The organism is Candidatus Flexifilum breve (genome assembly GCF_016713355.1).
On the sequence record NZ_JADJPI010000015.1, the window covers coordinates 168,215 to 193,852 of the forward strand.

Below are 25,638 nucleotides of genomic sequence, written 5' to 3' on the forward strand. Positions count from 1 at the left end.
CCTAACTCACGTTATTTACCAACGACCCGAAACCCCGTTGCGTGGACAGATGCAGCCGGTAACAAGCCATCCGTTAGGCATCGAACAGCAGAGTACAAGCTTCTCGGAATGCTTGTTCCTGAGCATGCCCTCTAGACATGTCAGACGTACCTTCAGGAATACACATCTGTCGTACGCCCCCTGCTGCACCCTGGTTACAATCGACGAAAACGAGCTACGAGTACAGAGTCATGTCCTTACTGCGCACCAAAATCCAACTGCCACCGCTGCGGGCACAGCATATTCAACGGGAGCGACTGCTGCGGCACGTGCTGAACTCGGCTGAGCCGCATTCGCGCTTGACGCTGGTGTCGGCTCCGGCCGGGTTTGGTAAGTCCTCCTGCTTGATCGAGTGGGCGCACCAACTGCGCACAGCGGGGACATGGGTTGCATGGTATGCACTCGATGAACGGGATAACGATCCCGCCCGCTTTGGGGCGTACCTGCTGGGCGCGTTTCAAGGCGCCAGCAGTAAATTCCAACCGACCGACTCTGATCTTAAGCAGGCGGGGTTGCAGGAGACGATTCAGCACATCCTGAATGTCGCCGATGAGCTTGCGACTCAGACCATGCTCATGCTGGACGATTATCACCTGATCACCGAGCCCCAAATTCACGCTGCTGTCGGCTTCATGACGGAATACCTTCCCGAAACCTGCGGCTTGTCATCGGGACGCGTGCCGATCCGCCCCTGCAGCTCGCCCGACTGCGCACACTCGGCGTGATCACTGAAGTGCGCATGGCCGATCTCCGATTCGAACAAGAGGAAATGGCGGTTTGGCTGCACCAGATGCTCGGTTGGATGCCCTCAAAGCGTTTGCTCACGCAGCTTGATGGTCTCACCGAAGGCTGGGCAGCGGCCCTCGCGCTGATCCTGATGAACCCAGCGCTGAAGGATGAGCAGGCGTTAGCATCCCAACTCACTCGCTATTCGCTCACGCAGCGCCATATCTTTGATTATTTCGCCCAGGAAGTGTTTGAGCAGCAGTCGGAGCCGCTCAAGGCGTTTTTGCTCGATACATGCGCACTCGATTGGCTGAATCCTGACGTATGTACCGTGCTCACGGGCAAACCCAATGCGCCGCTGTTGTTGAGTCGTTTGGCGGCAGACAGTCTGTTCATTGTGCCGCTGTCCGAAACCGAACCCCTCTATCGCTATCACCATCTATTTGCCCAGTATCTGCGTCAGCAGCTGGAGCTGGCCGATAGACTGCGTTATCTCCACCAGCATCGCCGAGCAGCGGAGTGGCATACGGCCCATGACAACTTCGTGGAAGCGGTAACGCATGCGCTGGCCTCGCAGGATCTCGATTTCGCCGCGCAGTTAATTGAATCGCGCGCGTGGGAAGCGCTGACTTCGCGCGGCGAAATCTCGACGATCATGAATTGGCTGACCTGCTTTACCGACGACGTCTTGAAGGGACGTCCCCGTCTATGTCTCTACTTCTCACGTGCTCTCTACTTGAGCGGGGACATTGAACGTTCCCAACATTTTCTGCAGTTCGCCACAGAGACGTTGAGGGAGGTGGAGAGCACTATCCCTCAGCGGCAGGCGCTCCAGACCATCGCCTTCAACTATCAGGCGACACTCGCAGCCTATCGGGGTGATCTTGAATCCGGACTGCATTGGATCAAGCAGGCGATCATGCAGCAGCAGACCGTCGATGCGTTGGATCGGGTACGCATTGCGAATACGAATGCGTTTATCCACTATCTCATCGGTGATGTTCCGACGGCGCGGAGTGCTTATCAAGCGGCATTGGAACAGGCGGAGCAGATCCACCACCATTACTTAATGCTCGACGCGCATTACTATCTGGCACAGCTCGATCTGCTGGCGGGCAAGCTCGACGCCGTTGAGGCCCGCTGTCAGGGTATACTTACGGGGTATGACGCGAAGATCGGCCCACTCAGCGCCCTGATGCTGCCGCTGGCAGCGGTCTATTACCAACGCAATCGCATCGTCGAGGCCGAAGCCACTTTGCGTGACGCGATTGCGCTTGCTCGGCGTGCGAACATTCCCGATTTACTGTGTTTCGCTCATCTAACTCTCGCGAACATTCTGTTAGCACAGGGCAAATTTACCGAAGCCGAAGCGAGCATGGTGCAAGCGCAGAGCTACGCCCGTGGCTTCCACAGCCCAATGATGACATCACTCATTGGCGCGGCAGAGGCATACCTCGCCCTGTGCCTGGGTCAGCTTGAGGCAGGGACAGCGTGGGCGGTTGCCTACCGGATGACCAAAGACGCCGGGTTTTGCCGGGACTACGAAGACCTAACGCTGGCTCGAATCTGGCTGGCGCAGGGAGAATCTGACCAAGCCTTATCATTTCTGGAACAGCTCATTACGCGCGCCGAGGCGGGAGGGAGACTCGCCACCGCAATCAGCGCGCAATTTTTGCAGGCGTTGGCTTATCAGGCCAAAGGCGCTGTGCAGGCCGCGTTGGAGGCGCTCGAACCAGTGCTTCGACACGCCGCGAGCGACGGCATTATCCGCCTGTTCCTGGATGCCGGACTGCCCGCCCGCAGATTGCTGCGCCTCGCCGTCGAGCACCATATCGCCGCCGACTATGCAGCTTATCTGCTGAACGTGGCTGCTCAGAATGAAACCGCACACCATCCTGCCAATACCCTCACCGAGCGCGAAATTGAGGTGCTCGGGTACATGGCGGCGGGTGCCAGCAATCAAGCGATTGCAGCGAGGCTGGTGGTCAGTCTCGGTACGGTCAAGAGTCACATTCACCACATTATGAATAAATTGGAGGCGCAAAACCGTACCGAAGCGGTGAGCAAAGCCCGCAGTTTGCACATCCTCGCAGACTAAATCCACAGATCTAACTTCTGGTTGATGACAGCCTCAGGGGGTTTACGACTACTCTGAGGTTAGTTCGATGAAGTTCAACCCGAAGGAAAAACCTCATGCTCGACCCTGCAGCCGACCACTTCAATCAGTGGACCTATATGGTGATTTGGATCATCCTGTTCGCTGTGATGCTCCTGTTTGTACCCTTCTACAAGAAGTCTCAACGTAAGCCCAGCAGCGCCTATCTCGCCTTCATCATCGCGTTGGCGCTGGAAATGTTCGGCGTCCCCCTCAGCATGTATGTCATCACCTGGTTGATCGGCACGACCCTGCCCGATGGCGTGCTGTACGGACACACCTTACAGCCGTGGATTGGCCACTGGGGCATGTACATTGGCACCGTGTTGATGCTGATCGGTGTTGCACTGGTGATGGTCGGTTGGCGCGTCATTCACAAGCGCTTCTGGAGCAAGGAAGAAGGGGAAGGTGAACTGGTCAGCGATGGCATCTACGGCTACATCCGCCACCCGCAGTACACCGGTTTCATGCTCATCACCCTCGGCATGATCCTCGACTGGGCGACCCTCCCTCTGCTCATTATGTGGCCCATTCTGGTGGTCGTTTACTACCGTCTCGCCCGTATGGAAGAACGCGGGATGCTGGCGCAGTTCGGTTCTGCTTATGAGACGTATCGCGCAAACACCGGGATGTTCCTGCCGAAGCTGCTGCGCCGTCCGTCGACTGCGCCGGTCGCGCACAAAGCCGAAGCTCGCTGAAGCGAGGGAAAGAGTCTGCTCATGTCCAAAAACCTTCTCATCAGCGCAGCCCTGATCGTTCTGCTGGCGTGCGGTCTATTGACCGCCGCCGCGCCTTCCCTCTGGAAACAGATCACCGACTCCCATCATGTCAACGATCTGGCGCAGCACATCGCAAACTTTGACCTCCCCGCGGGCTATGAGCCTGATTACGCGGTCGAGCTGCTTGGTTACACCGTTGTCGCTTATCGCGGTACAGATGAATATGCTCACCTGTCGTTTCTGCAAGCGCCGCCCGGTGTCATTCCCAACGATGCCGCGCTCGAAGGCTACATTCCGGATGATCGTGCGAAGACCCGCTGGAATGAGCCGACGCTGGTGCGGACCGAGCAGCGGACAATCCGCGACCAGGTTGCAACCCTCACCGTAAGTGACCGGACGAACTCGGAAGGTCGGCGCTACCGCAGCCTAAACCTGGTTTTTCAAGGTCGCGAAGGCACTGCGCTGATAGTCATCAACCAGCCCGTCTCATCGTGGGATGAAAACCAGATCGAAACCTTCATCGCATCCATCCACTAGGAGTCACCGCATGAACACGCATCTCAGGGAGCGTGTCGAAGCACTACTTGAGCAGTACACTGAGGTCACACTAGGGACTTGCGGACAAGCAGGTCCCCAGATCAGCATCGTCTCGTATCAATTTCGGAATAACGCGCTGCTGCTCTTTCTGCCGCGGAATTCCGATCACCTCTTTAACCTTGAGCATCAACCTCGGGTCACCCTGCTCACGCCGACCTGGAAGCTCGACGGACACGCTGTCCGTTTGGACAACAGGCTTGCGCCCCACGAATGGCAAACCGTCGTGCAAGTTCAGCCCGACCGCCTCCATATCCTTTCCGAAGACAGGCAGAGCACCGTCGAAACCATCGACTTCTAGCAGAAACGAGATCAAGGCGTCTCCGGCGTTCGGAAGCCATTCCGTATTCGTTTGGCGTTCATTCGGGAACCGTCATCCGCTCAGGTCAGAGGTTTCATCTCTGCCCAAAAGCGCCTCTCCGGCACGCAGGCCGCGCTGCATCAGCACGGGCTGGAATGCACCGCCATCGAAGAAGCGAACTGGGATCCGCAGTCGGGTTATGACGCGGCGGTGCGCCTGCTTCAGCGCGCGCCATCAACCGATGCGATCTTCGTGCAAAACGATCTCATGGCGCTGGGCGTCCTGCATGCCCTTTACGATCACGGCGTGCGCATCCCGGAAGACTGCGCTGTTATCGGCTGCGACAACCTCTCTACATCCGCCCACACCATTCCGCCGCTGTCGTCGATCCACATCCCGGTTCACGAGACGGGGCGGGTCGCCGTCAAACTGCTGCTCGAAGCCATTCAGGAAGGCGAAGACTTTCAGCAGCGCCGCAGCTTTTTGCCCACGCGGGTTGTCGCTCGTCAGAGCACAGGAGGAACGCCGTAAATCAACGCCAGTCGGGTTTTGAACTGCACCTTTTTGTCTACTGCTGCTTAAGGAGAATAAAAGATGTCTTCTCCTCGGAATCCTAGATTGAGTCGTCGTGATTTTATGCGCCTGAGGAGGTGATCGGCGCACGGTTACGCCTCGCTGCCTCTGGCGCTGACCCCCTGCGTCGTTTGGGTCGCGGCCTTCCGCGCAGCCGTCTGCGGCGGGACAAGGTTGCGCAGTACCGGGTTGGCCATCCCCACTCCCGCCAAACCGATCATCCCCAGACTGCATACCACAAACAACACAGCCATCCCTGCCCCCGGGCCTGTCCCTACCAGCCAGCCCCAGACCTGCATGAGCAAACTGTCCCCGCGCATGGCCGGCTCAAACACTGTGTCTGACAGCAGCCCCAGCAGCTCCCGGCATAACCACCGGTGTGGACGCCAGTACCATACTAAAAATGGAGAAGACGCGCCCTTTGTAGAGGCTGCGGAACGATCTGCTGCTCAATGCTGTAGCCATAGGCCAGAAACACCGCATGCATGATGAAGAACGCCAGATGCGCGAACATCCATGCAGCCACCGCATGGTTCAAGCCGATAGGCAATGTCAGCACTCCCATCACCCCCACGCAGATGAGCATGGCTTTATTCAGGTTGCACGGCGACGGCAGCACACTGAGCAGCACGCCGGCTACCACCGCGCCAATTCCTCCGGCAGCCTGCACCGTTGCCAATACGCCGGCATCGCTGGCCGTACGCGCCAAGATCAACGGGGAGAGCAGCGACGACCATACCTCGACCACCACGTTGAAACCGAGGTAGAACAGCAGCAGCGCACGGATACGCTTATCGTTGAGGATGTAGCGGAAGCCGTATAGAGTTTGTTGCCAGAATGTGCCGTCGTTGGCCTCGCTTTGGGCAGGGATGGGAATATGGATGATCACCAACGTGGTGAGCGCGAAAAGAAAAGTGATGAAATCTATCACGAAGATACCGTTGGTTCGCAGCAGGCTGTACAGGACAGCGGCCAATACCGGCGCAAGAATTTGGTTCATGGTTGAGGACAGCCCCATCATGCCAGAAGCGCGGGTAAGGTGCTGGGGTGGCACGAGCAGCACGATGGTGGCACGCAATGCCGGGGCTTGCAGCGTCTGGAATGTACCACTGAGGAAGGCGCTGATGTACAGATGCCACACCTCGAGACTGCCCGTCGCAGTGAGGATGAACAGCGCCAGCGTCACGGCCCCCGCTAGAGTGTCGCAGCCGATCATCAGCCATTTACGATTGAGGCGGTCGATCAGCGTGCCAGCAAACGGCGCGAACAAGACAGACGGCAAGAAGAAGCAGACAGTGGTGAGCATGACGGGGGTGACCTCGCCAGTCTGTTCCCAAATCCACAGCGCCAGCGCGAACTGGGTCATGCCCGTGCCAATGACCGAGACTAACTGACCGAACCAAAGCATAAGAAAGGCACGCATCGAGGAATGAGGATTCTGACAGTATCCGCCGCAGACTAAACTTCAATACCTTCAGCCTAACAAAGAGCGAGCGGAAAGTCGGTCATCCGGAGGAGAATTCCGGAGATGAAATGGGAGAATTCCGGATGGAAGTTATTCACCCCCCATAACGCAGAATTCTCCTTTCGGCGGATCACAGGCAGGGGCGCGAGTCGTAGAGTTAAGCTATCGAAAGAAACACCAGCGTAAGCCGAGGCAAACATCCAAATGCTGTCTGTGAACCTAGCCTTGAACCAAAAGAGTCTGTTCGAGACAATTCACCCGCATCCAGTGCTTCACGGCGCGCGTTTCCTGATCGTATTGGGAAGCTATTTTGGGAAACTGGATATTTATGAGCACATGCAATCCCTTGGCTGCATCATGGTCGTCATGGACGGGCCGGGTCATTGGACACAGCATTACGTGGAGCGCGGCCTGTTCGAAGCTTTCCTTGAGATTGCCCCCAACAACCTCAATCTTGCGGATGCCCTGGCGGCGGCTCAAGCTTACCCGGAACCCTTCGACGCCATCATCACCTTTGACGAATACGCTACCCGTCGACCGCCGGCCTCGCCACAGCCCTCAAACTTCCCGGCCATCCACAGGCAGTTGTTGACCTCAACAAATTTGAGGTGCGGCAGACGTGCCAGCGGGCAGGCCTCCCCAGTCCACGCTTTGTACAGATTAACAGTCGGGAAGACCTTGTCAAAGCAGCTTGGCATGTCGGCTTTCCTGCGGTGCTCAAGCCGGTACAAGGGGCGAGTTCGTTTGATGTGTTTCGCGTCGAGTCGCTTGATGCATTACGCGGACGCTATGAAGCTATTCTAAACCAGCGCGAGATGCAGCACCGGGATACACCCTTCAACAGCGGGGACAGAGATGAAAGCTGGTTGGTCTGGCAGCGTGGTTTGACAATGGTACTGGAAGAATATCTTGATGGAGATGAGTACGACATCGACTGCCTGCTGTCTGACGGTGAGCTAGTGTATGCCAGCGTCACGGGAGAAAAGCCGCAACCGATGATGATAGAGACAGGTGCGCGGCTTCCCGCCCTGTGCCCGGTAGAGCATGAAACAGCGCTGATCGACATGGCACAAAAGACTCTCAAGGTATTGGGCTATACCGATGGAGTCTTTCATGTTGAGGCCAAGTACACCGCACGTGGACCGCGTCTGATTGAGGTGAACGCGCGCATGGGTGGAGGCCCCATCCACCTGATGAACAGGCAGGTTTGGGGTGTTGACCTGATTGAGCAGTACCTGTTGACCAGTCTTGGCCTGCCGATTTCGCCCCCACAAGCGCGTGCCACAAACTTATCTCTCATCCGTCATTCTGGTCGCACCGTATACGGGTATTGTCACCCAAGACGGTTTTCTCGACCATCTGAACCATCATCCTGACGTCATCTTCTGCAAAACCTACGTCAGCGCAGGAGAGCGGATAGACGGACCGGAAGAGCATGTCCCCGGCTGGCTCGGAGAGATTATCGTGCAGGGGGATACCCGCGCGGAAGCGGATCGGCGTCTGAACCAGATCATCACCGGGCTGGAAATCCCCTTAAAGCCCTTGGTGGCGTCCGCAGCGCGGCTCGCATCAGGAGCATAGCTGAGAAGGCATTGACTTGGATTTTCTGTATCCGCTCTTCCTGAGCGCGGCGAAGGAAGAGCGTTGTTTTCTGACCTCTAACTCGTGTGAAAATTGATAGGTAGTAGCAAGGCCGTCTCCCCGCCCATTTTCGGCCTCGCCAAATCAATAACGTCAGCTCTAATTGCTAATCCTTCAGACTTATTGTTGGCTGTCGATAAAGGAGTGTCCAAGCGAGTCGTTAAGCCGCCTTATCCATACCAACTAGCATAAGTCCCTTTTCTCGGACTTATATCGCAAGTAGATAGTGATTTGGTGTAAAGAGGCACATAGTCCTGCAAACTGCTGCTTTCAGTTACCAACACCGAGTGAGCTAAGCCGACTTCTTGCTCCGTAGGAAAACGGTCAGCCGTATAAAATTGTCCAGCTAACCGTTCTTGAGCCCCTTGGGAGCTGCTCCGCAATTGTCGACTGCTAGTTGTTCGAGCCGCGCGTCAGCCGGTCGATGAGCATCGCCAGCAGAATGATCAACCCCGTCGCCATCAGTTGATAGAACGCCTGCACGTTCATCAGCGTGAGGCCGTTGCGCATCGCGCCGAGGATGATCGCGCCGAGCACTGTGCCGACGATGCTGCCTTTGCCGCCCATCAGCGACGCGCCGCCGATGGCCGCCGCCGCAATCGCGTCGAGTTCCCACTGATTGCCGAGAATCGGTTCTGCTGCGCCCAACCGCCCGACGAGAATGAGCGCCGCCAGCGCCGCGAGGAACCCGCTGATCACATACGCGCTGACTTTGGTCAGGCTAACCGGGACGCCGCTGACGCGCGCCGCCTCTTCATTGCCGCCGATAGCCAGCATGTATTCGCCGAGCGGCGTCTTGCGCAAAATGACCCAGATGATCACGGCGACCACGCCGACGATCACCACCGGAACCGGAATTGAGCCGACTCGTCCATTAAAGAACGTGCGGAATTCCGGCGGCACGGAGAGAATTGGGTTGCCGCCCGTGTAGATGAGAGCGATGGAGCGGTACAGGCTGAGCGTACCGAGCGTCACGATGAACGGTTGGAGTTTCGCGCGGGAAATCAACAGCCCATTAATCAACCCGCCGAGCACCCCGATCCCCAGACCAATGAGCACCGCTGGAATGACGGGCATGCCGTCGAACATGAAGGTCGCCGTGAACACCGCCGCGACCGCCGCCGTCGGGCCAACCGACAGATCGATGCCGCCCGCGATGATCACCAGCGTCATGCCGAGCGCGATGCACGCGTTGATCGCCGACGACTGCAGAATATTGATCAGGTTGGCTTCGGTCAGGAAGATGAGCGACTGGCTGGCGAAGAACACAAAGATCACCACCAAGCCGATCAAAGTGCCAGCGTCGCGCACATTGTCCCGCAGACTGATGCGGCGGGCTGCCGGTAAGCGCGTTTCCTGTTGGATGTCTACGGATGCCATCTGGGCCTCATTCGGTAGTTCTTGCTTGCTCACGATTGTTTGCTCACCGCGTGGCGCATGATCGTCTCTTCATTGGCCTGCGCCCGCTCCAGGATGGCCGCCGCGCGTCCGGCGCTCATGACCAGTACGCGGTCGCTGAGCCGCAGAACTTCGGGCAGTTCCGATGACACCATCAGGATCGCTTTACCCTGCTGCGCCAACGCTTCCATCAGGTGATAGATTTCTTGCTTCGCGCCGACATCAATGCCGCGCGTCGGTTCGTCAAAAATCAGGATCTCGCTGTTCGCGTTGAGCCACCGGCTGAGGATCGCTTTCTGCTGGTTGCCGCCGCTGAAGTAGCGAATGGGCCGGTCGATGCTGCGCGGGCGCAGATTGACCTGCTCGGCGAGGCGCGTAACATCAGCGCGCCGCCGCCCGTTTGCGACCCACCCGAAACGCGCGTACTTCTGAATCACCGGCAGCGAGGTATTCGACAGCACCGGGAGCAGCGGAATAATGCCTGACCGCTTGCGATCTTCCGGCAGCATGCCGATCCCGGCGCGAATCGCCTGCCGCGGGGAGGCAAACGTGACCGACTGCCCGTTCAGTTCAATCGTGCCGCTCGTCGGCGGGCGTAACCCGGCGATCAAGTGCATGAGTTCGGTGCGTCCCGCGCCAACCAGCCCGGCAATGCCGAGGATTTCGCCGCGGTGCAGGTCAAACGACACATCGCGGACTTTGCTGCCCCATGACAGATTCCGCACGCGCAGCACACACTGGTCTTGCGTGTAGGTGATGTGGCGGGTTTCGGTCGTCTTGCGCCCGACCATCATGCCAACAATCTGTTCTTCGGTCACCTCGCTCACCGCTACTTCGCCAACGAGTTCACCGTCGCGTAACACGGTGGCGCGGCTCGCCAGTTGGAAGATCTCATGCAGGCGGTGCGACACGTAAATGATGCCGACGCCGTGCTCCTGCAAATCGCGGATGACGCGCACCAGCACATCGAATTCTTTGGGCGTCAGGCTGGAGGTCGGCTCATCCATGGCGATGATGCGGGCGTTGCCGAGCAGCGCGCGCGCAATTTCGATGAGCTGGCGCTGCGCGATGCTCAATTTGGTGACCGGGGTGGTCACATCAATGTCGACGTTCAGGCGCATGAGAATCTCGCGCGCCGTCCGCCGCATTTGGGCGGTATCTTTGAAAATCCCGTAACGGGTCAGCGTTTGACCAAGAAAGATATTTTGGGCGGCGTCCAGTTCGGGAATTTGCTGTAATTCCTGGTGGATCATCGCAATTCCCGCCCGGTATGCACTTTTCGGGTCGTGAATCTGGACGGGCTGGCCGTCAATGGCAATCGTCCCGCTGTCCTGCTGGTACACCCCGAACAGAATTTTGAGCAGGGTGCTTTTCCCCGCGCCGTTTTCGCCCACGAGGGCGTGCACTTCTCCCCGGCGCACGCGCAGTGACACGTTTTTCAACGCCTGCACGCCGGGAAAGGATTTGGTGATGTTGTCGAGTTCCAGCAGATATGCATCGGACATGGTGCGTTCCTCAGTCGGAGCGGTGGAGGTGGGGCGCGGGCTGACTTGAGCGCGCGCCCCGGTGAGCCTCATTCGGGCTTAGCTGCCCTGCATGGCCATTTCGGCATCTTCGATCAGCGCCGCGCGGGTGTCCGCACCTTCGCCGTAGTAGCGGTCGAAGTTTTCCAGCGTGATCAGCGCCTGCGGCGTCGAGACGACGCGCGGCAGTTCCTGCCCGCCGAGCAGACGGAGCGCGACTTCGAGGGCGACTTCACCCGTCAGAACCGGGAAGGAGTCCACCGTACCGCGCAGTTCGCCCGCCTGAATGGAGGCGTACGCATCGCTGATGCCGTCCGTGCCGATCACCGCGACCTGTTCGAGCAGACCCGCCGCCTTGACCGCTTCCACGACGCCAAGCGCCATGCCGTCATTGTTGCAGTAGAAGCCGACGAGGTCGGGGTGCTGCTGCAGAATGGTCGCCGCGGTGTCATAGGCCAACTGGCGATCCCAGTTCGCCGGGACGCTGGCGACGACTTCAAAGGCCGACGATTCTTCCGTGATGGTCATGGTGAAGCCTTCGGTGCGCTGACCCGCCGCATACACGCCGGGCTGACCTTCGATGACCGCGACCTTGCCGCCATCCGGATAGTTTTCGATGAACCAGCGGGCGGCGCGCACGCCGTTATCGCGCTGGACGTTGCCGACATAGTGCTGCGCCGTCGCGATGACCGCGTCGTTCACATTGATGACCGGGATGCCGAGTTCGGCGGCCTGATCAACTGCCGGGATCAGGTTGGCGTCGGACTGCGGGGAGACCAGCAGCGTGTCGAAGCCGAGGGTGAGCATGGCTTCGGCAATCGTGAGCTGACCGAGCTGGTCAGCTTCGTTCTGCGCGGCCTGCAGGATGACATCGACGCCGAAGCGTTCGCCCGCATTGGTGTAGCCTTCGCCGAGCAGACGCCAGTATTCATTGATCAGCGTCTTGGCAACCGCGCCGACGCGAATCTGTTCTTCAAATGTGGGGACGGCGCCAAATTCCGATTCCAACTGCCACCATTCAATGCGATCCGGTTCCGTATCGGAATCGAGCGGCGGGAGTTCTTCCTGAGCGAAAACAAAGCTGAAAGCGCCGAGGACGAGCGCCAAAATGAACAGCAAACGGAAACTCTTAAACATGGGATGGAAACTCCTTATTTATGTAGAAAACCACTTCTCGGACATCCAACTGCTGCGAAAGCTTGCTTACAGCCCATCTCGTTCTATCGCGTCACCTCCATGATTTGGTCTCTCCCCCTTCAAGCGCATCACGACAACAGCAGCATCTGGATCAACCGCTGCGCCTGAATGACATCTTGCTTATCCAAAAGCCGCTGCATCTGCGCTTCGTCGACGCGGTCGAGCAGAGCGAGCATCCGCCGCACCACGTCAATGTTGAGCGCGCATTCCGCTACCGGATCAATCCCAATAGCATCCGGGAACGTGTCAAAGTAGATCGCTTGGTCGTAGCCGATCTGGCGCAGCGTGTAGAGCAGTTCGAGCGTTTGCATTGGATGTACGCTGCCGACCATCAGGCCATCGTCGCGCTTGCCGTACCCGTCATTCAGATGAACGCCGAACAAGCGACTGTAGCGATTGACCAGCGCTGCAACCGCTGCCGGGACTTCGTTCGCGTAGATGACATGGGCAAAGTCGAGCGTCACCCCGAGGTTCGGCAGGTTGAGTTCGCGCAGCGCGAGCAGCGTGCGCCCCGCATCCGACAGGATGCTGTAGGCGCGCGGTTCGTTCGGCTTGTATTCGATGCTGATGCGGACGTTCGGGTTGTACTGCGCGACGCGGCGGATGCCGTCCAGTTCGAGTTCCCACACCTGGTTGTAGTCGACGTGAAAAGCGTAGTCGAAGCCATCCTGCCCGAGCCAGATCGTCAGGAGGTCGCCGCCCATCGCCACCAGCGCGTCAATGCCTTCGCAGGTGAGCTGAATCGCCTTCTCGCGCACCGCTGGGTCGGGGTTGCTGAACGCGCCCTGATCAAACGCCGGGTCGGTGTAGTAGCGCATCGCCAAGCCGTTCAGCGTGAGCTGGCGTTCGCGCAGCGCAGCGGCGAGTTCAAGCGGGGTGCAGCGATCAAAGTGATCGGGGTAGTTGAAATCCACCTGCGTCAAGCCCGGTACCGACGCCACACGGTCCAGCAGATCGAGCGTCGTGGGCTTATGCGTGGGCTGCGCCCAGAACAGCTCCGGACGCGTCTTGAACGAATTGAGACGGGTGGCAAAAACTGGTGCTAAGGTCATCAAAAAAGCCTTGATTAGTACGACGCGAAGCGCAAAACTTCACTAATTCATCGCATTTAGTTAGTACAACTTTACTTTATCCCGAATCTTTGGTTTGTCAAATAGCAAAATATCTGCCAATTTCCGGTATAAAACTCACTACTTACTGACAATACAGTGAATTTGCTTTACAAATATTCTATATTGAGTAAAATACAAAGAGATGAGCCTTGTTCTTCTATAATAGATTTGTGACTTTTTCAGAGGACAAGCCAGTTGATTACGAATTCCAGCCGCGCCGTCGGTCCGCAGATCAGAATGCTGCTGCCAACGCTGACACCGCGCGAACAAAGTGTCGTGCAATACATGCTCAACCGGGGAAGCGAGATTCACCGTGTGACCATTGCCGATGTCGCGGAAGCCAACAACGTGTCCGACGCGATGATCGTCAAGTTGGCTAAAAAGCTGGGCTATAACGGCTACCGTGAACTGCGCGCCGCGCTGACCGAATACAACCAGCTCGCCGTCTCGGAAATGTACGAAGACCTGTCGCCGAGCGACACGCCGGAGATGATCATCGACAAGGTGTTCAAAACCGCGATTCAGGCGCTGCAAGAGACGCAGGCCATTCTCGATATCGACGGCTTCAACCGGGCGGTCGATGCGGTCTACCGCTCCCGCCAGCGCGATTTTTACGGCGTTGGCGGTTCAGCGATCATCGCACAGGACGCGGCGCACAAGTTCCTGCGCATCGGCATTCGCGCCGCCGCCTACGATGATCCGCACCTGATGATGATGTCCGCCGCCCTGCTCACCGCCGACGATGTGGTGCTGGCCGTCTCACATTCCGGGCGCACCAGCGCGGTGATCGAACCGGCGCGGCTCGCCAAGCAGAACGGCGCGACGGTGATCGCGCTGGTCAACTACAGCACGTCGCCGCTCGCGCAGGAAGCGGATATCGTGCTGTGTTCGACCGCCCGTGGGTCGCCGTTGATGGGCGAAAACGCCGCAGCGCGGGTCGCCCAGCTCAACATCCTCGATGCGCTGTTTGTGTGCATCGCGCAGCAAGATTATGCCCGTGCAGAACAATCGCTGGAAAAGACTATGACTTCAGTCCGGCAGAAACGCGAGTCCTAATAATGGGTAAGGTCGTCGTCCTCGGCAGTCTTCACATGGATGTGATGGTGTATGCTCCGGATCGCCCGCGCAAAGGGGAAACGCTGCGCGGTTCCGGTTGGGGGCTGCGCTGCGGCGGCAAAGGCGGCAATCAAGCTGTGCAAGCCGCTGTGCACGGTGCGGAAGTGGCCATGATCAGCCGCGTCGGGGACGACGACTTCGGTCAGCAACTGCTCGCAAACCTGCGCGCCGCTGGTGTGAACACCGAGGCCGTTCTGCTCGACGCCAGCGCAGGCAGCGGCATGAGCGTCGCCATTGTCGACGAAACCGGCGACTACGGCGCGGTCATCGTCTCCGGCGTGAACATGCACATGGATGCCGCCGATATCGACCGCACGCTGCCGCTCATCCAAGCCGCCGATGTGCTGGTGCTGCAATATGAAGTCCCGCTGGAGACAGTCGCGCTGGCCGCCCAAGCCGCCGCATCCGCCGGGACGCAGGTGGTGCTCAACGCCGCACCCGCCTATCCGCCGCCGCCGGGTCTGCTGCCATATGTGGACATTCTCGTCGTCAACGAAGTGGAAGGCGAAATGCTCTCCGGTCGCACTATCACCGACCGCGAGTCGGCTCTGGCCATCGCGGAGCAGCTCGCGCAGCAGGTGCGCGCCGTGATCCTCACGCTCGGCGGGAAGGGTGCGATTATCGCCACTGAAGGCGCGATTTATCACCTGCCCGCCTATAAAGTCGACGTGGTCGATACCCACGGCGCAGGCGATGCCTTTGTCGGCGCGCTGGCCTCCCAGTTGAGCTCGGGCATTCCGCTCAGCAGAGCGGTGCGTTATGCCAGCGCCGCGGCGCGCTCATGTGCGCGAAAACTCCGCCTGTGCCAGAAAAAATGCAGGCGCTGCTGGCGAACTAGGGGAGCGCTGCGGTCTCATGGAACAGCACAGCGATCACTTTATGGACTCGTGAAAACACAACCATCTTCTGTGTGAGAGTCGTCTTCTTTAGCGTGCCTAGAGGGATTCAAAGCCCCAATTTCTTGTTCCGTAGGAAAAGGCTTGGACACTTCGAACTTCTGTCATCAGAGCCGAGGCTTGAAGAATCATTAGAGCGATATCAAGCGTCAGGAAATATAGTCGATATCAAGCGAGTATTTAGGTGGCTGATAACCTACCTGCGCCTCTTATAGATGTCCTCTACCGACAATCTCAAGTGCTACAAATCATCTCGAACCAATTGATTGTTTTTAGTATATCGATACGGCGGTTCATCCAATGCAAAACGAATACACTGCGCGCGTGGCATCGCCTTACCAGTTTCCCAAAGCGCTGCAAAAGTGGATTGATCCAGTAGGGACTGAGCCGTCGAAACATCGCGATAAAAGGTCACATTTCCGTGCGTATCACTTTCAGGTACAAGCGTAATAATTCTTTCCACATGCCCGAGTAGAATGACGGCTCGTTCAATCTGGCGCAATTCCAGGGCAACAGCGGCGAGTCCAGCCAGACAATACGCGTGCCCCGGATGGTCAGTTCCCGACTTTGCTCCGGTTTCCAACACTTCACGATAGAGGAAGTCTGCGCGCGTCCAGTTTCCTAAGGTGCGCTCCACATCTGCCAAAGCACGGTTCGAATGAATCGAATACATGTGGAGTGCCCGAAATAAGCTTCGACTCCGCTCGAAACAGGTTCGCGCTTGATAGAGATTATGATCATGAGACCAGCAGACTTCGCCCAAAGTCAGTAACGCCCACGCAGTAATTGCTTGGTCACGCGCCTGATTTGCGCGCATCAGAGCTTCTTCAGCTAATTCACGCGCATAGGGATAATCTGCTGCGTCCAAAGCGCACCACGATAAGCGGACGAGGGTATGGGCGATTCCCATATGGTCGTCAAGCTCTCGGAACAGCTTCAAGCTTTCTTCGAGTAGGGGTCTCGACACTTCAGGAATCATTAATCTGAAAATCGCCATGTGGGCCGCGCCCACGCGGTGTTCCAAGGGTCATTAGCTGCCCGGGCTAGTAGGAGTGCTTCGCTAAAATAGCTTTGCGCCTGCTGAGTATCAAAGCGTCCTGCGAGAGCACCTGCGCTGTGCAGCGCTTTGGCACGGAGAGTCACGGGCGCGTCCTTGTTCGCTGAAAGCGCCCGTTCCAACCAGTCAAAACCCTCTCGCCAATGGGCACGTTCACTGAAGAACCAACCTAGAGTTGCAGCTAACTGTAGCCCATCCTCAGACGCGATGGAGTCGGTCAATGTCGCCCGTAGATTGTCTAGTTCGGTTTCGAGCACGTCAAAGTGAGTGATTTGCTCACCTCCAAACGCATGTGCTTCTGATCTTTGAGCAAGAGCGAGAAAATAGTGATAGTGACGTTGGGCAACCGCGGCTCGCTCTCCCGCTTCGTACAGCTTTTCCAACAGATATTGGCGGAGCAGTTCGTGGAGACTGTAGCGACCGGTCGAGGTATCAAGTTGGACCAGCGCCTTATCAACCAGAGCGACAAGCTGCGACAGTGTCACCAACGCGACAGCTTTTGCAGCTTCGCGAGTAAATCCGCCTCGAAATAGCGCTAGTTTACGAAGAGTCGTGCGCAAATCCTCGTCGAGTAAATTCCAGGATGACTCGAAAGTCGTGCGCATACTTTGATGCTTTTCAGGAGCATTACGGGCGCTTGTGGAGAGAATATCAAGACTACGCTCAAGCTCGCGCACAATATCCGCACAGGTCATCGTCCTTACCCAAACGGCCGCAAGTTCAATTGCCAAAGGATTTCCCTGTACCAGAGAGCAAATCCTAGCCACGAACTCACGGTCCCCGGATGTTAAACTGAAACGTAGGTCTGCCTGTACTGCTCGCTCTTTAAATAGCTCGATAGCACTGTACACGCCGACATCGGAGATTGTTTTCCGGATAGGATAGACCGCTAACCGGAAAGGTCCACTCCTCGCGGATATTCAATCGTTCACGAGAGGTAACGATGATTTTCACACGGGGTGCCGCAGCCAGAATCTCGGTGATCAATTCCGTTTTTGGAAGCAAATGCTCGTAATTGTCGAGGATCAGCAGCAGATTACGCGATTGAAGATAATGCAAGAGCTGGGCATTGCTATCGCTCAGACGATTGAATTGCTGCGATAGTACAAGCGCAATACTACTCACCAGAGACTCGGCGGAGTCGATGCCAAGCAGACTGGTAAAGAAAACACCGTCGGGGAACTGATCGAAAACTTGACGACTTAGCTGAAGGGCAAGGCGCGTCTTGCCCATGCCGCCAGGCCCTGTTAACACGAGCAAACGACACTGTGGCGATGATAATTTCTGCTGCAGCTGATTCAATTCATGCAGCCTGCCGATGAAAGACGTTGTATCAACTAGCCGATCGCTAACCGATGGCGTCGCGTTGGTTTTACTGCCCCGCGCGAACGCTACAAACTGCTCGTGTTCACGAACGGGGATATCGAACAAGGCCGCGAGAATGAGGGCAATCTGTTTAGATGGACGCCGTTCATCCGCTTCAAACTTCCGGATCAGCACAGTTGAACACCCCACATGTTGGCCGAGCTCGAACTGCGTCCAATCGCGGGATTGGCGCTGATGCTTTAACCAAGCTCCAAACGTCTCAGCTCGGAACATAGGAAGCCTTAATAGCTCAAGAACCTATTGTAGCAAGACAAGTTGTTGTAGCAATTTCTGTATCCCCAATTGTATCTCTTTTTTGATTTACATATTTCTTTTCCTCATATAAATTCCTAGTTATACACCACTACCGTTTTTCAACAAAGATCGGCTCCACTGTGTAAAGGACATCGAACGTGTCCAGACGTCTTGGGATTACTAGCGACCGAACCGTGGAGATGCAGGGTTCAAGTTACAAGCACGTGCTACAGCTTTGGCAGAAGCGCCTTCTGCATACTCCCGCAAATACATCTACTGAGGGAAGCCAAACTCTCGCCCCAGACAAAACCTTTCGATACCTAATGCCATTGATCCTCGCGCTCAATAGACGGGGACGCATAATGCATATTTCGATTCTTGCTTTAGTGACCGGGTTTGGATTCTTCGCCTATGTCTCGCTCTTCTTTGGGCAAACCAGCGTCTTACTTGCGCCACGTAAAGCTCCCGATCTGGCAAGATGCGGTGACAGAGCATGCTTTCGCGGTCTCATCCCCTATGAAACCCCATGGAGTGAGGCGATCGAGCAATTCAATGGACACAACCAAATTCTGGATGATACTGAGTACGCACAGATCGTTCTACTCCCAACATCAGACAGCACCACCTTGGCATCCATCCTGCTAGATATCTCATTTGATCAAAACTTGCCGCTCGCAGCAGTGCTTTCCTGTATGGGCCACCGACATGTATTGAAATTTATCGGTTACACGGCGTAGTGATGCTCCACTATCCTTCCCTGCATTTGCTGAGCCAAGTTGGCAGAACCGGTGTGCTCGGTCCCGACACGCTGGTTCTCAAAGTTGTTCTGGGAGGTGAGCCTGTCAACGAAGGACAGGTAGAGATTTGTGATGGGCCGCTACCACAAATAATCAACCATCAGCTTTCCCGCCACACATGGCAAGGCTTTAAGTCGATAAGTCATTATTTCCTAGAAACAGCTTAATCTCCGAAGATATTCTCGCTTCGCGCTGTACTGCCTGCGCCGCACGGATAAGAAGATGGCGTGCCTCCCGCCCAATGTCGACGGGTCGGAGATTCGTCACCAGCTTTACACACTGGCACTGACCCACTTCGAAGCGATTCACCGCAACTACTTCGACCGCCCTGATCTGCACAAGCTGCACAACCGGTCGGGTGAGCTGTGGTCGCCGCTCGTCGCGCTGGCAGCCTTTTTCGAGGAGGATGGCGGGGTGACGGGGCTGCTCGACGCAATCTCTGAGGCAGCACTGTGGGACGAGCAGATGAGCGAAGGCAAGGCGCTCAGCGACCGGGAAGAAGCGGTCTTACAAGCGCTGGAGCTGATGACACGAAATGCGGTGGGCGAGATGTGGATCAAAGCCGCAGAACTGCGCGAGCGGGTGCGCGGGCTGCTCGGTTACTCACAGGAACAGATGGGCGCAGCCCAGTGGATCGTGCACATCCTCAAGCGGATGCAGCTTACCGATCCAGCGCGGCGAAAGCATCATGTGGGCGGTCAACTCTATGCGGTTCAGCGTGATGAACTGTTGGATATCATGCGGCGCTATGACGTCGCGCACATCGAATCCTGATCGCCCGAAAAACTGATCAACCTGGTCAAACCGATCAACCGGTCAGGCATTAGCGCCATCAAGTCAATATCTTGAGACACTAGTCACCTAGTGTTTCAATGGCTTGATGGCGCGCTGTTTCGCCTTGATCAATAGAACGCTGCTGATTGCAGCTTTGACGATGGATACTACAGAGCGGTTACGCTGCGGGCAGACTATATGCCCAATCTACAAACCTTCCACCATCATAAAGCGGCTGCCCATGCCCAAACAGGATAGTCTGTGGATGAAGGTCTGCCAGCTTACGTGCGGATGCTCGGTTTTGCGGGATATCCTGAGTGAAGATTGTGGGCGGTTCTCCCAAACGTGTCTTTAGCGTCAGGAAGTCAATGTTCGCGGCGACATCACCGAGAATCAGCGTACGATCCGATTCACGCCAGTAAGCGAGGTGTCGGGGCTGTGCCCCGGCGTCTCGATCACCGTGAAGCCGGCAACGAGATCGCCTTCGTGCAACGTCCGTTCGACAGGATGTGCAGGACCTGTCCAGAAGATATCTTGCGTTTGCGTGATCAGATTGCGCGGAATCTGCCCACGCATGTCGCCGCTCTCCATAGCTGGCGCATCCTGATTCACCGCACAGGAGCGGAATGCTGAAACCCTCACAGATTGACTTACTCGCGCCCTGATGATCAGGATGGACGTGGGTCAGAACATGCTTGGAAATCCGCTTCCCTTTTAACTGACGCAGTAACCCGCGCTGCGCCATTTTCGTTCCCGCGTCGATCAACACGTCGCAGACCAGGTAAACGTTCACGAGGTAATTGGGCGTTCCATTAAGGAGAAAGACATTCGGCGCAACTTCGTACACGGGCTTAGCCTTTCTGTTGGTTCAACTGTAGAAAGAAGATCAACTGCTCGCCCGCTTGCTGCAAAGGAGTGATGCTGCGTTCGGCACGGCTCAACAGCAGCCCCCCTTCGATCACGGTTAGCGCGAACAGAGCGAGTGACGGGGCTGCGGATTCCTCATAACCGGTTTGTACGAGGAATTGGGCGATCTGCGTCTGCCACTGGCGGTAAATGGTTTGGGAAGCATGCTGGATCGTGTCGTTCTGGGCAGCCGTTTCGAGCGTGACCGTCGCGATAGGGCAGCCCTTCGTGAATGCAGAGGCTTCGAGCTGCTGACTCAATAGCTCAACAAGCGAATGGATGGCGCTAGGGACGTCCGCGGTTTCGCTAAATGCCGCTTGCAGAGCTTGAGTGATCACATCGCCACCCGCCTGCATCGCGGCGGCAACCAGCGCATCTTTGCCACCACGAAAGTGATAGTAGAGCGATCCCATCGGCGTGCCGCTTTCCTGCGTGATCTGGTTCAACCCCGTCCCATGGTAACCCTGCGTTGCAATGAGCTCCACGGTCTTTTGCACTAAGCGCGCTTTTGTCTCATCACCCTTACTCATATCTCTACCCAAAATAAATAGAGTATTCTACATAATAATACACCGATAAAACTTGGATGCAAGAGGCAAAGTTCGGACATCAACTGCATTGGGTTCTGTTTCTGGTTGTGATTTTGTTTTCTGTCGATATTTCCTGACCGGTTTGACCAGTTTGATCGGTTTGAGCAGTTTTTCCGTCGATCAGAATCGCATTTTACGAGTCATCCAACGGGGATAGTGCCGCTTTGATGTCAATAACAGGCGTCCCATCAATTGCTTCGATGGGACCGACTTTCAAGCGATTCCCGTTGATTTCAAGCACAGTCACGCGATGCAAGCCGATAGGATTCGGGCGTGCCGGGGAGCGCGTCGCAAAAACCCCGGTGAGCGGGTTTTCGATCTCGCCGCGGGGATGCACTTGGAGCACATCACGCGCAGAACGATGCAGCCAGGTGAGGATGATGAGCTCATCCCCGGCGACAATTCTATGAAGCGCCTGCTCAAATGGTGGGAAAACTTCGATCCAAGCGTCGGGCGCGCCTTCGTAGCCTTGCCGCAGCGCAGCTTCGAGCTCCGTGAGGTCAGAGCGGATAACGCCAATCGGATGAAGCGTGTAGCTGTTGGCCATCATCTGGTCGCCTTCCACGCTGACCTTGCTCACCGATCACACGTTGCTGTTTCCATTGGCGGGTACCTTCCAGTATTGCCGTACAGGCTCGACTCTCAATCCGTGTGGACTAGTCGTCCAGTCAGAGGGACAAAACACCATTAGTTCCAAGTATAGCGTATTCGCACGTCACCCTGTCCCAACTTCTTGCTCCGTAGGAAAAGAGCGAGTGATTTTTTGTCTAACTTATAGACCTTGTTCACAACTGAAATAGTGTTTCAAACGTTAGGTCGAGTCGCGAATCACAAGCGAGGTTGGCAGCACAATCTTTACGGGCTGCAAGAGCGTTTCGCCGTTCATGAGATCATACAGGCGATGTACCGCCACTTCACCCAAGTCTTTTTTGGGCATGTTTACGGTAGTGAGCGGCGGCGTGGTGTAACTCGATTGGACAGTGTTGTCAAAGCCAATCACAGCAACATCCTGAGGCACGCGTAATCCAGACTCCTGTAGCGCCTGAAGCGTCCCAAAGGCAGTACGATCACTCACGCAGAACACAGCATCAAACCGCTCGCCACGCTCTAACAGAGCTAGCATTTCGCGATACCCCTTGTTTGGAAAGCCCGAAGAAATCGGCGGTTGGATCAACCCGGCTTCCAGAGGAATACCCGCATCGATCAAGGCGAAACAGTAGCCTTGAAAGCGCTCGATCAGACTGGGGTATTTTTTTGGACCTTGAATACACGCAATTCGCTGATACCCGCGTTCGATCAGGTATCGTGTAGATTGAAACGCCCCGGACTGGTTATCCACCAGAATACAGTTGAGCGCGCGTCCCGGTAGCGAGACGTCAACTAACACGACAGGAATGTCGACTTCCAAGGTACTACTGATAACCTCGGCAGTGATGTCACCACCGCCCAGCACAATCACACCCCAAGGTTGCGTAGTCGTTCTGAGATCAGAGATGTTTTGACCGGGCTCGACAATGACGAGGATGAGATTATAACCGAGATCCCGCGCTGCCGCCTCCATACTGTGCAGAACATCACCGTAATGCAATTCCGAGAACATTGAAAATGGCAGGCGCTCGACGAGGAGCCCAATGAGCGTTGACTCGCTGCCATTCGCCTTGCGCGGAGTATAACGAAGCTTAGTTACTGCCTCGGCAATGCGTTGGCGTGTTGTATCACTGAGGCCGGGCTTATTGTTGAGATATAGGAGACCGACGCTAAAGATACGTTGGCTTCCGCTGCTACATCCTGCATTGTCGTCTTTTTGCCATAGTTTCTATGCCTGCTCATTCGCCGCGCTTGATTTTAACATGACAATCTCACGCCCTTGCGAAGGCCCATCCCATCTGTTGATGGAAGCGTGTCGAGGAGATCGAACTGAATACCACTTGTCTACTGCTAAACTGATTTTACCAGTGGTCTTGACGTTTCGCTAAAACCGCGCTACTCTTTTTCTAAATATTTTACTGTAGTTTCAGTGAAATTTTTAGGTCTATTTCCCTAAAACTACAACTCCCTCAAAGGAGGAAGGTCAAGGAGGTGAATACGCGAGTTAACATAGGCATTCCAACAAAAGCATAGACAAAATTTGACAGAACAACTGAATTTAAGGAGCTTGATCAATGGCGCAACGACGCAGCATTTTTGCCCTGCTGGTGCTTCTTCTGCTAGTCGCATTTGTCGTCCCGGTATCTGGACAGGATAACGTGAGCGGCGAAGTCAACTTCTTCTTCCTCGATGATCGTCCGGAATCGCGGGACAACTGGGCAGCCATTGTCGCCGGTTTCAACGAAACCTTCCTGAATGTGACAGTTAATCTGATCGGTGGTCCCGCGACCGAAGGCTGGGATGGCTACGCTCAGGCGGCAGCCCGTTCTATCGCTGGTGGGCAGCCGCTCGATGTGATTTATGTCGCAGTTGAAGGTGTAGCCACCCTGGTGGATCTAGGTGTCCTGACCCCACTTAATGAATATATCGCCCGGGATCAAGCCGAAGTCGACGAGCTGTTGAATGACGTCGATCCGGCATTGATCGAGCCGTTCATTATCGACGGCAGTCAATACTTGCTGCCCCACAGTTGGAACAGCATGCTGATGTACTATAACACAGCGCGCTTCGCCGAAGCCGGTTTGGAACCGCCCGCTGACGACTGGACTTGGGATGATTTTCTCGTGGCAGCGCAGGCTTTGACCGAAGATACGGACGGGGACGGGCAACCGAACCGCTACGGGTATGATATTGGCGGTGGGCCGTTCGGTCTTGAGCCGTGGTTCGCATCCAATGGCGGTAGCTTCATGTCCGGCGACTGGTGCAATGCCCAACTGAATTCTCCGGAAGTCGTCGGGGCGTTCGAATTCCTCAGCAGCCTCGTCTACGAACATGGAGTCTCACCCACCCCCGGCAGCACCGCCAATCTGTTCGAGCAGTTCCAGAATGGTGACATCTCGATGTTCGGCGCAGGTCGGTGGATGGTCGGGATCTTCATGGGCATGGATTTCTCCGACTACGACATCGCTTATTGGCCTGGTAATCCCAGCAGCGGAACAGTTGTCGGCGTCGACGGCTACGCCATGTTTAGTACAACCCAGAACCCCGATGCGACCTGGGAATTCATCAAGTATTTGACGAGCGAATCGGTCCAGCAAACGCTGGTCGGCGCTGATGATGCACCGGCTTCCAACGTTCCCGCTCGCCGGAGTGTGGCTGAATCGCTGCTGAACTTCCCGCCAGATCATGCTGAACGTTTCTACGGTTCACTCTCGTTTGGAAACGGTGCAAACATGCTGCCATCCCCCAAGAACGCGTCTGACGTTTACGGTGCACTTGGACGGGCCAGCACCAATATCTTTTCAGGCGAAGTCAGCGTTGAAGATGCACTAAACGCTGCCCAGAGCGAAATCACCTCTTCAAGCTGCGGCTAAGGAAGTTATGGGGCAGTTCTAGTGAAAGAACTGCCCCACTCATTTTCAGCCGAGGAGGCCTTTATGGAACGCACCATGACATTGCGCAGGCGCAAAGTGATCGAAGCGCTGATCGGTTACGCCTTTATTGCACCGACGATGCTTGGTTTCGTCGTCTTTCTGGCAATTCCAATGCTCGTTGGCATCAGCCTGATGTTTTTTAACTGGTCCATGTTCAAACCGCCTGAGTTCGTTGGGTTAGAAAATATACAGGCTTTTCTTCAAGATCCGCGTGTTTTGACTGTCTACAAAACAACTTTTGGAATGGCCTTCGGGCTCATCATTAGTAATCTAACCCTCGGCTTAGGCATCGCCCTGCTCCTGAATGCCAAAATGCCAGGGGTGCTCAGCGGTTTCTTTCGTGCCGCCTACTTTTTCCCCACGGTCGTATCAACCGTCGTCGTTGCTGTAATCTGGCAGTTTTTGTTGAACAAGGACCTAGGGCTTGTAAATTACTATTTGGGACTTCTGGGCGTCGATCGGATCAACTGGTTGCTCTCAAGCACATGGTCACCCATCGCTGTCATCATCACCGATACATGGAAGAATGTTGGCTTCTATGCATTGATCTTCCTCGGCGGTCTGAAGAACATCCCACGCGATTACTATGAAGCCGCTGAAGTTGATGGTGCGACGACGCTCCACAAATTCCGCTATATCACGATGCCATTGTTGACCCCCACCATGCTCTTTCTCATCATTACGAGCACTATCGGTGCCATGCAGATCTTCGGTCAATCCTTCATCCTGACTGGTGGCGGTCCCGGCGATGCGACCCGTACAATTGTTATGTACATTTACGAAAGCGGAATTCGCTCCTTCCGCGTTGGATACGGCGCTGTGCTGTCGGTATCGCTGCTGCTGGTCATTGTTGGCATGACAACCCTGCAGTTCATCCTAAGTCGCCGTTATATTCATTATCAATAAGCGGGAGCCAAC

General features: G+C 56.0%; 29 protein-coding genes. 14 read left to right on the forward strand and 15 right to left on the reverse strand.

The window, feature by feature from the left end; genetic code table 11:
- Positions 1-230: 230 nt before the first annotated feature.
- The 6 genes from IPK17_RS15080 to IPK17_RS15105 all read left to right on the forward strand — a co-directional run bounded on the left by IPK17_RS15080 (position 231) and on the right by IPK17_RS15105 (position 5,065).
- The gene (locus IPK17_RS15080; protein WP_343418519.1) at positions 231-764 is read left to right on the forward strand and encodes a hypothetical protein; all 534 of its coding nucleotides are present in this window, start codon (positions 231-233) and stop codon (positions 762-764) included.
- Between the two features lie 14 nt (positions 765-778).
- Entirely contained in the window at positions 779-2,863 is a 2,085-nt protein-coding gene (locus tag IPK17_RS15085; protein ID WP_343418520.1) for a winged helix-turn-helix domain-containing protein, read from the forward strand.
- A 95-nt stretch (positions 2,864-2,958) separates the two neighbouring features.
- Complete coding sequence (locus tag IPK17_RS15090; RefSeq protein WP_343418521.1) at positions 2,959-3,618, forward strand: methyltransferase family protein; 660 nt, start codon at positions 2,959-2,961, stop codon at positions 3,616-3,618.
- 21 nt (positions 3,619-3,639) lie between these two features.
- Positions 3,640-4,176: a hypothetical protein gene (locus IPK17_RS15095; protein WP_343418522.1), complete on the forward strand. Its 537-nt coding sequence runs from the start codon at positions 3,640-3,642 to the stop codon at positions 4,174-4,176.
- A 10-nt stretch (positions 4,177-4,186) separates the two neighbouring features.
- Entirely contained in the window at positions 4,187-4,534 is a 348-nt protein-coding gene (locus tag IPK17_RS15100; RefSeq protein WP_343418523.1) for a pyridoxamine 5'-phosphate oxidase family protein, read from the forward strand.
- 51 nt (positions 4,535-4,585) lie between these two features.
- Positions 4,586-5,065, forward strand: coding sequence for a LacI family DNA-binding transcriptional regulator (locus IPK17_RS15105; protein ID WP_343418524.1), 480 nt, complete (start codon positions 4,586-4,588; stop codon positions 5,063-5,065).
- 134 nt (positions 5,066-5,199) lie between these two features.
- On the opposite strand, the gene IPK17_RS15110 is transcribed toward IPK17_RS15105, so the two are convergent.
- The 4 genes from IPK17_RS15110 to IPK17_RS15125 all read right to left on the reverse strand — a co-directional run bounded on the left by IPK17_RS15110 (position 5,200) and on the right by IPK17_RS15125 (position 7,270).
- The gene (locus IPK17_RS15110) at positions 5,200-5,361 is read right to left on the reverse strand and encodes a hypothetical protein (RefSeq protein ID WP_343418525.1); all 162 of its coding nucleotides are present in this window, start codon (positions 5,359-5,361) and stop codon (positions 5,200-5,202) included.
- A 143-nt stretch (positions 5,362-5,504) separates the two neighbouring features.
- Positions 5,505-6,515 (reverse strand): MFS transporter, encoded by a 1,011-nt coding sequence (locus IPK17_RS15115; protein WP_343418526.1) that lies wholly within the window; start codon positions 6,513-6,515, stop codon positions 5,505-5,507.
- Positions 6,516-6,791: 276 nt separating this feature from the next.
- A complete protein-coding gene (locus tag IPK17_RS15120) occupies positions 6,792-7,052 on the reverse strand; it encodes a hypothetical protein (RefSeq protein WP_343418527.1) in 261 nt (86 codons plus the stop codon).
- Between the two features lie 2 nt (positions 7,053-7,054).
- Positions 7,055-7,270: a hypothetical protein gene (locus IPK17_RS15125; protein WP_343418528.1), complete on the reverse strand. Its 216-nt coding sequence runs from the start codon at positions 7,268-7,270 to the stop codon at positions 7,055-7,057.
- 15 nt (positions 7,271-7,285) lie between these two features.
- On the opposite strand from IPK17_RS15125, the gene IPK17_RS15130 reads away from it, so the two are divergent.
- A complete protein-coding gene (locus IPK17_RS15130) occupies positions 7,286-7,948 on the forward strand; it encodes an ATP-grasp domain-containing protein (RefSeq protein ID WP_343418529.1) in 663 nt (220 codons plus the stop codon).
- Positions 7,851-8,153: a hypothetical protein gene (locus tag IPK17_RS40575; protein WP_350341633.1), complete on the forward strand. Its 303-nt coding sequence runs from the start codon at positions 7,851-7,853 to the stop codon at positions 8,151-8,153. Before IPK17_RS15130 ends, IPK17_RS40575 begins: the two co-directional genes overlap by 98 nt.
- A gap of 453 nt (positions 8,154-8,606) precedes the next feature.
- Here the strand turns inward: IPK17_RS40575 and IPK17_RS15135 are convergent, their stop codons facing one another.
- The 4 genes from IPK17_RS15135 to IPK17_RS15150 form a co-directional block, all read right to left on the reverse strand.
- Positions 8,607-9,593, reverse strand: coding sequence for an ABC transporter permease (locus IPK17_RS15135; RefSeq protein WP_343418530.1), 987 nt, complete (start codon positions 9,591-9,593; stop codon positions 8,607-8,609).
- 29 nt (positions 9,594-9,622) lie between these two features.
- The gene (locus IPK17_RS15140) at positions 9,623-11,116 is read right to left on the reverse strand and encodes a sugar ABC transporter ATP-binding protein (RefSeq protein ID WP_343418531.1); all 1,494 of its coding nucleotides are present in this window, start codon (positions 11,114-11,116) and stop codon (positions 9,623-9,625) included.
- Between the two features lie 78 nt (positions 11,117-11,194).
- Entirely contained in the window at positions 11,195-12,271 is a 1,077-nt protein-coding gene (locus tag IPK17_RS15145; protein ID WP_343418532.1) for a sugar ABC transporter substrate-binding protein, read from the reverse strand.
- Between the two features lie 128 nt (positions 12,272-12,399).
- Positions 12,400-13,383, reverse strand: a complete 984-nt coding sequence (locus tag IPK17_RS15150; RefSeq protein ID WP_343418533.1) for a sugar phosphate isomerase/epimerase family protein — start codon at positions 13,381-13,383, stop codon at positions 12,400-12,402.
- A gap of 258 nt (positions 13,384-13,641) precedes the next feature.
- Between IPK17_RS15150 and IPK17_RS15155 the strand changes: the two genes are divergently transcribed.
- Together IPK17_RS15155 and IPK17_RS15160 are read left to right on the forward strand one after the other, a co-directional pair.
- Complete coding sequence (locus IPK17_RS15155) at positions 13,642-14,499, forward strand: MurR/RpiR family transcriptional regulator (protein ID WP_343418575.1); 858 nt, start codon at positions 13,642-13,644, stop codon at positions 14,497-14,499.
- Positions 14,500-14,501: 2 nt separating this feature from the next.
- The gene (locus IPK17_RS15160) at positions 14,502-15,473 is read left to right on the forward strand and encodes a ribokinase (protein WP_343418534.1); all 972 of its coding nucleotides are present in this window, start codon (positions 14,502-14,504) and stop codon (positions 15,471-15,473) included.
- A gap of 223 nt (positions 15,474-15,696) precedes the next feature.
- Here IPK17_RS15160 and IPK17_RS15165 read toward each other — a convergent pair whose 3' ends face one another.
- The 3 genes from IPK17_RS15165 to IPK17_RS15175 form a co-directional block, all read right to left on the reverse strand.
- Positions 15,697-16,452: a tetratricopeptide repeat protein gene (locus IPK17_RS15165; RefSeq protein ID WP_343418535.1), complete on the reverse strand. Its 756-nt coding sequence runs from the start codon at positions 16,450-16,452 to the stop codon at positions 15,697-15,699.
- Positions 16,434-17,243: an ATP-binding protein gene (locus IPK17_RS15170; RefSeq protein WP_343418536.1), complete on the reverse strand. Its 810-nt coding sequence runs from the start codon at positions 17,241-17,243 to the stop codon at positions 16,434-16,436. Before IPK17_RS15170 ends, IPK17_RS15165 begins: the two co-directional genes overlap by 19 nt.
- Positions 17,244-17,337: 94 nt before the next feature.
- Complete coding sequence (locus IPK17_RS15175) at positions 17,338-18,111, reverse strand: ATP-binding protein (protein ID WP_343418537.1); 774 nt, start codon at positions 18,109-18,111, stop codon at positions 17,338-17,340.
- Between the two features lie 383 nt (positions 18,112-18,494).
- Between IPK17_RS15175 and IPK17_RS15180 the strand changes: the two genes are divergently transcribed.
- Both IPK17_RS15180 and IPK17_RS15185 read left to right on the forward strand, forming a co-directional pair.
- Entirely contained in the window at positions 18,495-18,869 is a 375-nt protein-coding gene (locus IPK17_RS15180) for a hypothetical protein (protein ID WP_343418538.1), read from the forward strand.
- A 282-nt stretch (positions 18,870-19,151) separates the two neighbouring features.
- Entirely contained in the window at positions 19,152-19,703 is a 552-nt protein-coding gene (locus IPK17_RS15185) for a hypothetical protein (protein WP_343418539.1), read from the forward strand.
- Positions 19,704-19,881: 178 nt separating this feature from the next.
- On the opposite strand, the gene IPK17_RS41055 is transcribed toward IPK17_RS15185, so the two are convergent.
- From IPK17_RS41055 to IPK17_RS15210, 4 genes are all read right to left on the reverse strand, one after another.
- Positions 19,882-20,448 (reverse strand): MBL fold metallo-hydrolase, encoded by a 567-nt coding sequence (locus tag IPK17_RS41055; protein WP_502748806.1) that lies wholly within the window; start codon positions 20,446-20,448, stop codon positions 19,882-19,884.
- Positions 20,449-20,554: 106 nt separating this feature from the next.
- Positions 20,555-21,094 (reverse strand): TetR/AcrR family transcriptional regulator, encoded by a 540-nt coding sequence (locus tag IPK17_RS15200; RefSeq protein WP_343418540.1) that lies wholly within the window; start codon positions 21,092-21,094, stop codon positions 20,555-20,557.
- 238 nt (positions 21,095-21,332) lie between these two features.
- A complete protein-coding gene (gene tsaA, locus IPK17_RS15205) occupies positions 21,333-21,779 on the reverse strand; it encodes a tRNA (N6-threonylcarbamoyladenosine(37)-N6)-methyltransferase TrmO (protein WP_502748796.1) in 447 nt (148 codons plus the stop codon).
- Between the two features lie 231 nt (positions 21,780-22,010).
- Entirely contained in the window at positions 22,011-22,964 is a 954-nt protein-coding gene (locus tag IPK17_RS15210; RefSeq protein ID WP_343418577.1) for a LacI family DNA-binding transcriptional regulator, read from the reverse strand.
- 397 nt (positions 22,965-23,361) lie between these two features.
- Here IPK17_RS15210 and IPK17_RS15215 point away from each other — a divergent pair, with 397 nt between their 5' ends.
- Positions 23,362-24,660, forward strand: coding sequence for an ABC transporter substrate-binding protein (locus tag IPK17_RS15215; protein WP_343418541.1), 1,299 nt, complete (start codon positions 23,362-23,364; stop codon positions 24,658-24,660).
- 63 nt (positions 24,661-24,723) lie between these two features.
- Positions 24,724-25,626 (forward strand): carbohydrate ABC transporter permease, encoded by a 903-nt coding sequence (locus IPK17_RS15220; RefSeq protein WP_343418542.1) that lies wholly within the window; start codon positions 24,724-24,726, stop codon positions 25,624-25,626.
- The last annotated feature ends 12 nt before the right edge of the window (positions 25,627-25,638 follow it).

Bases quoted from the DNA above. Each gene is read 5' to 3' on its own strand.
- IPK17_RS15150 (WP_343418533.1), bottom strand. From the start codon at position 13,383: ATGACCTTAGCACCAGTTTTTGCCACCCGTCTCAATTCGTTCAAGACG.
- IPK17_RS15145 (WP_343418532.1), bottom strand. From the start codon at position 12,271: ATGTTTAAGAGTTTCCGTTTGCTGTTCATTTTGGCGCTCGTCCTCGGC.
- IPK17_RS15140 (WP_343418531.1), bottom strand. From the start codon at position 11,116: ATGTCCGATGCATATCTGCTGGAACTCGACAACATCACCAAATCCTTT.
- IPK17_RS15220 (WP_343418542.1), top strand. From the start codon at position 24,724: ATGGAACGCACCATGACATTGCGCAGGCGCAAAGTGATCGAAGCGCTG.
- IPK17_RS15215 (WP_343418541.1), top strand. From the start codon at position 23,362: ATGGCGCAACGACGCAGCATTTTTGCCCTGCTGGTGCTTCTTCTGCTA.
- IPK17_RS15165 (WP_343418535.1), bottom strand. From the start codon at position 16,452: ATGGCGATTTTCAGATTAATGATTCCTGAAGTGTCGAGACCCCTACTC.
- IPK17_RS15160 (WP_343418534.1), top strand. From the start codon at position 14,502: ATGGGTAAGGTCGTCGTCCTCGGCAGTCTTCACATGGATGTGATGGTG.
- IPK17_RS15185 (WP_343418539.1), top strand. From the start codon at position 19,152: ATGGCGTGCCTCCCGCCCAATGTCGACGGGTCGGAGATTCGTCACCAG.
- IPK17_RS15085 (WP_343418520.1), top strand. From the start codon at position 779: ATGGCCGATCTCCGATTCGAACAAGAGGAAATGGCGGTTTGGCTGCAC.
- IPK17_RS15125 (WP_343418528.1), bottom strand. From the start codon at position 7,270: ATGCCAAGCTGCTTTGACAAGGTCTTCCCGACTGTTAATCTGTACAAA.
- IPK17_RS15115 (WP_343418526.1), bottom strand. From the start codon at position 6,515: ATGCTTTGGTTCGGTCAGTTAGTCTCGGTCATTGGCACGGGCATGACC.
- IPK17_RS15090 (WP_343418521.1), top strand. From the start codon at position 2,959: ATGCTCGACCCTGCAGCCGACCACTTCAATCAGTGGACCTATATGGTG.
- IPK17_RS15175 (WP_343418537.1), bottom strand. From the start codon at position 18,111: ATGTTCCGAGCTGAGACGTTTGGAGCTTGGTTAAAGCATCAGCGCCAA.
- IPK17_RS41055 (WP_502748806.1), bottom strand. From the start codon at position 20,448: ATGGCGCAGCGCGGGTTACTGCGTCAGTTAAAAGGGAAGCGGATTTCC.
- IPK17_RS15180 (WP_343418538.1), top strand. From the start codon at position 18,495: ATGCATATTTCGATTCTTGCTTTAGTGACCGGGTTTGGATTCTTCGCC.
- IPK17_RS15100 (WP_343418523.1), top strand. From the start codon at position 4,187: ATGAACACGCATCTCAGGGAGCGTGTCGAAGCACTACTTGAGCAGTAC.
- IPK17_RS15110 (WP_343418525.1), bottom strand. From the start codon at position 5,361: ATGGCTGTGTTGTTTGTGGTATGCAGTCTGGGGATGATCGGTTTGGCG.
- IPK17_RS15095 (WP_343418522.1), top strand. From the start codon at position 3,640: ATGTCCAAAAACCTTCTCATCAGCGCAGCCCTGATCGTTCTGCTGGCG.
- IPK17_RS15080 (WP_343418519.1), top strand. From the start codon at position 231: ATGTCCTTACTGCGCACCAAAATCCAACTGCCACCGCTGCGGGCACAG.
- IPK17_RS15135 (WP_343418530.1), bottom strand. From the start codon at position 9,593: ATGGCATCCGTAGACATCCAACAGGAAACGCGCTTACCGGCAGCCCGC.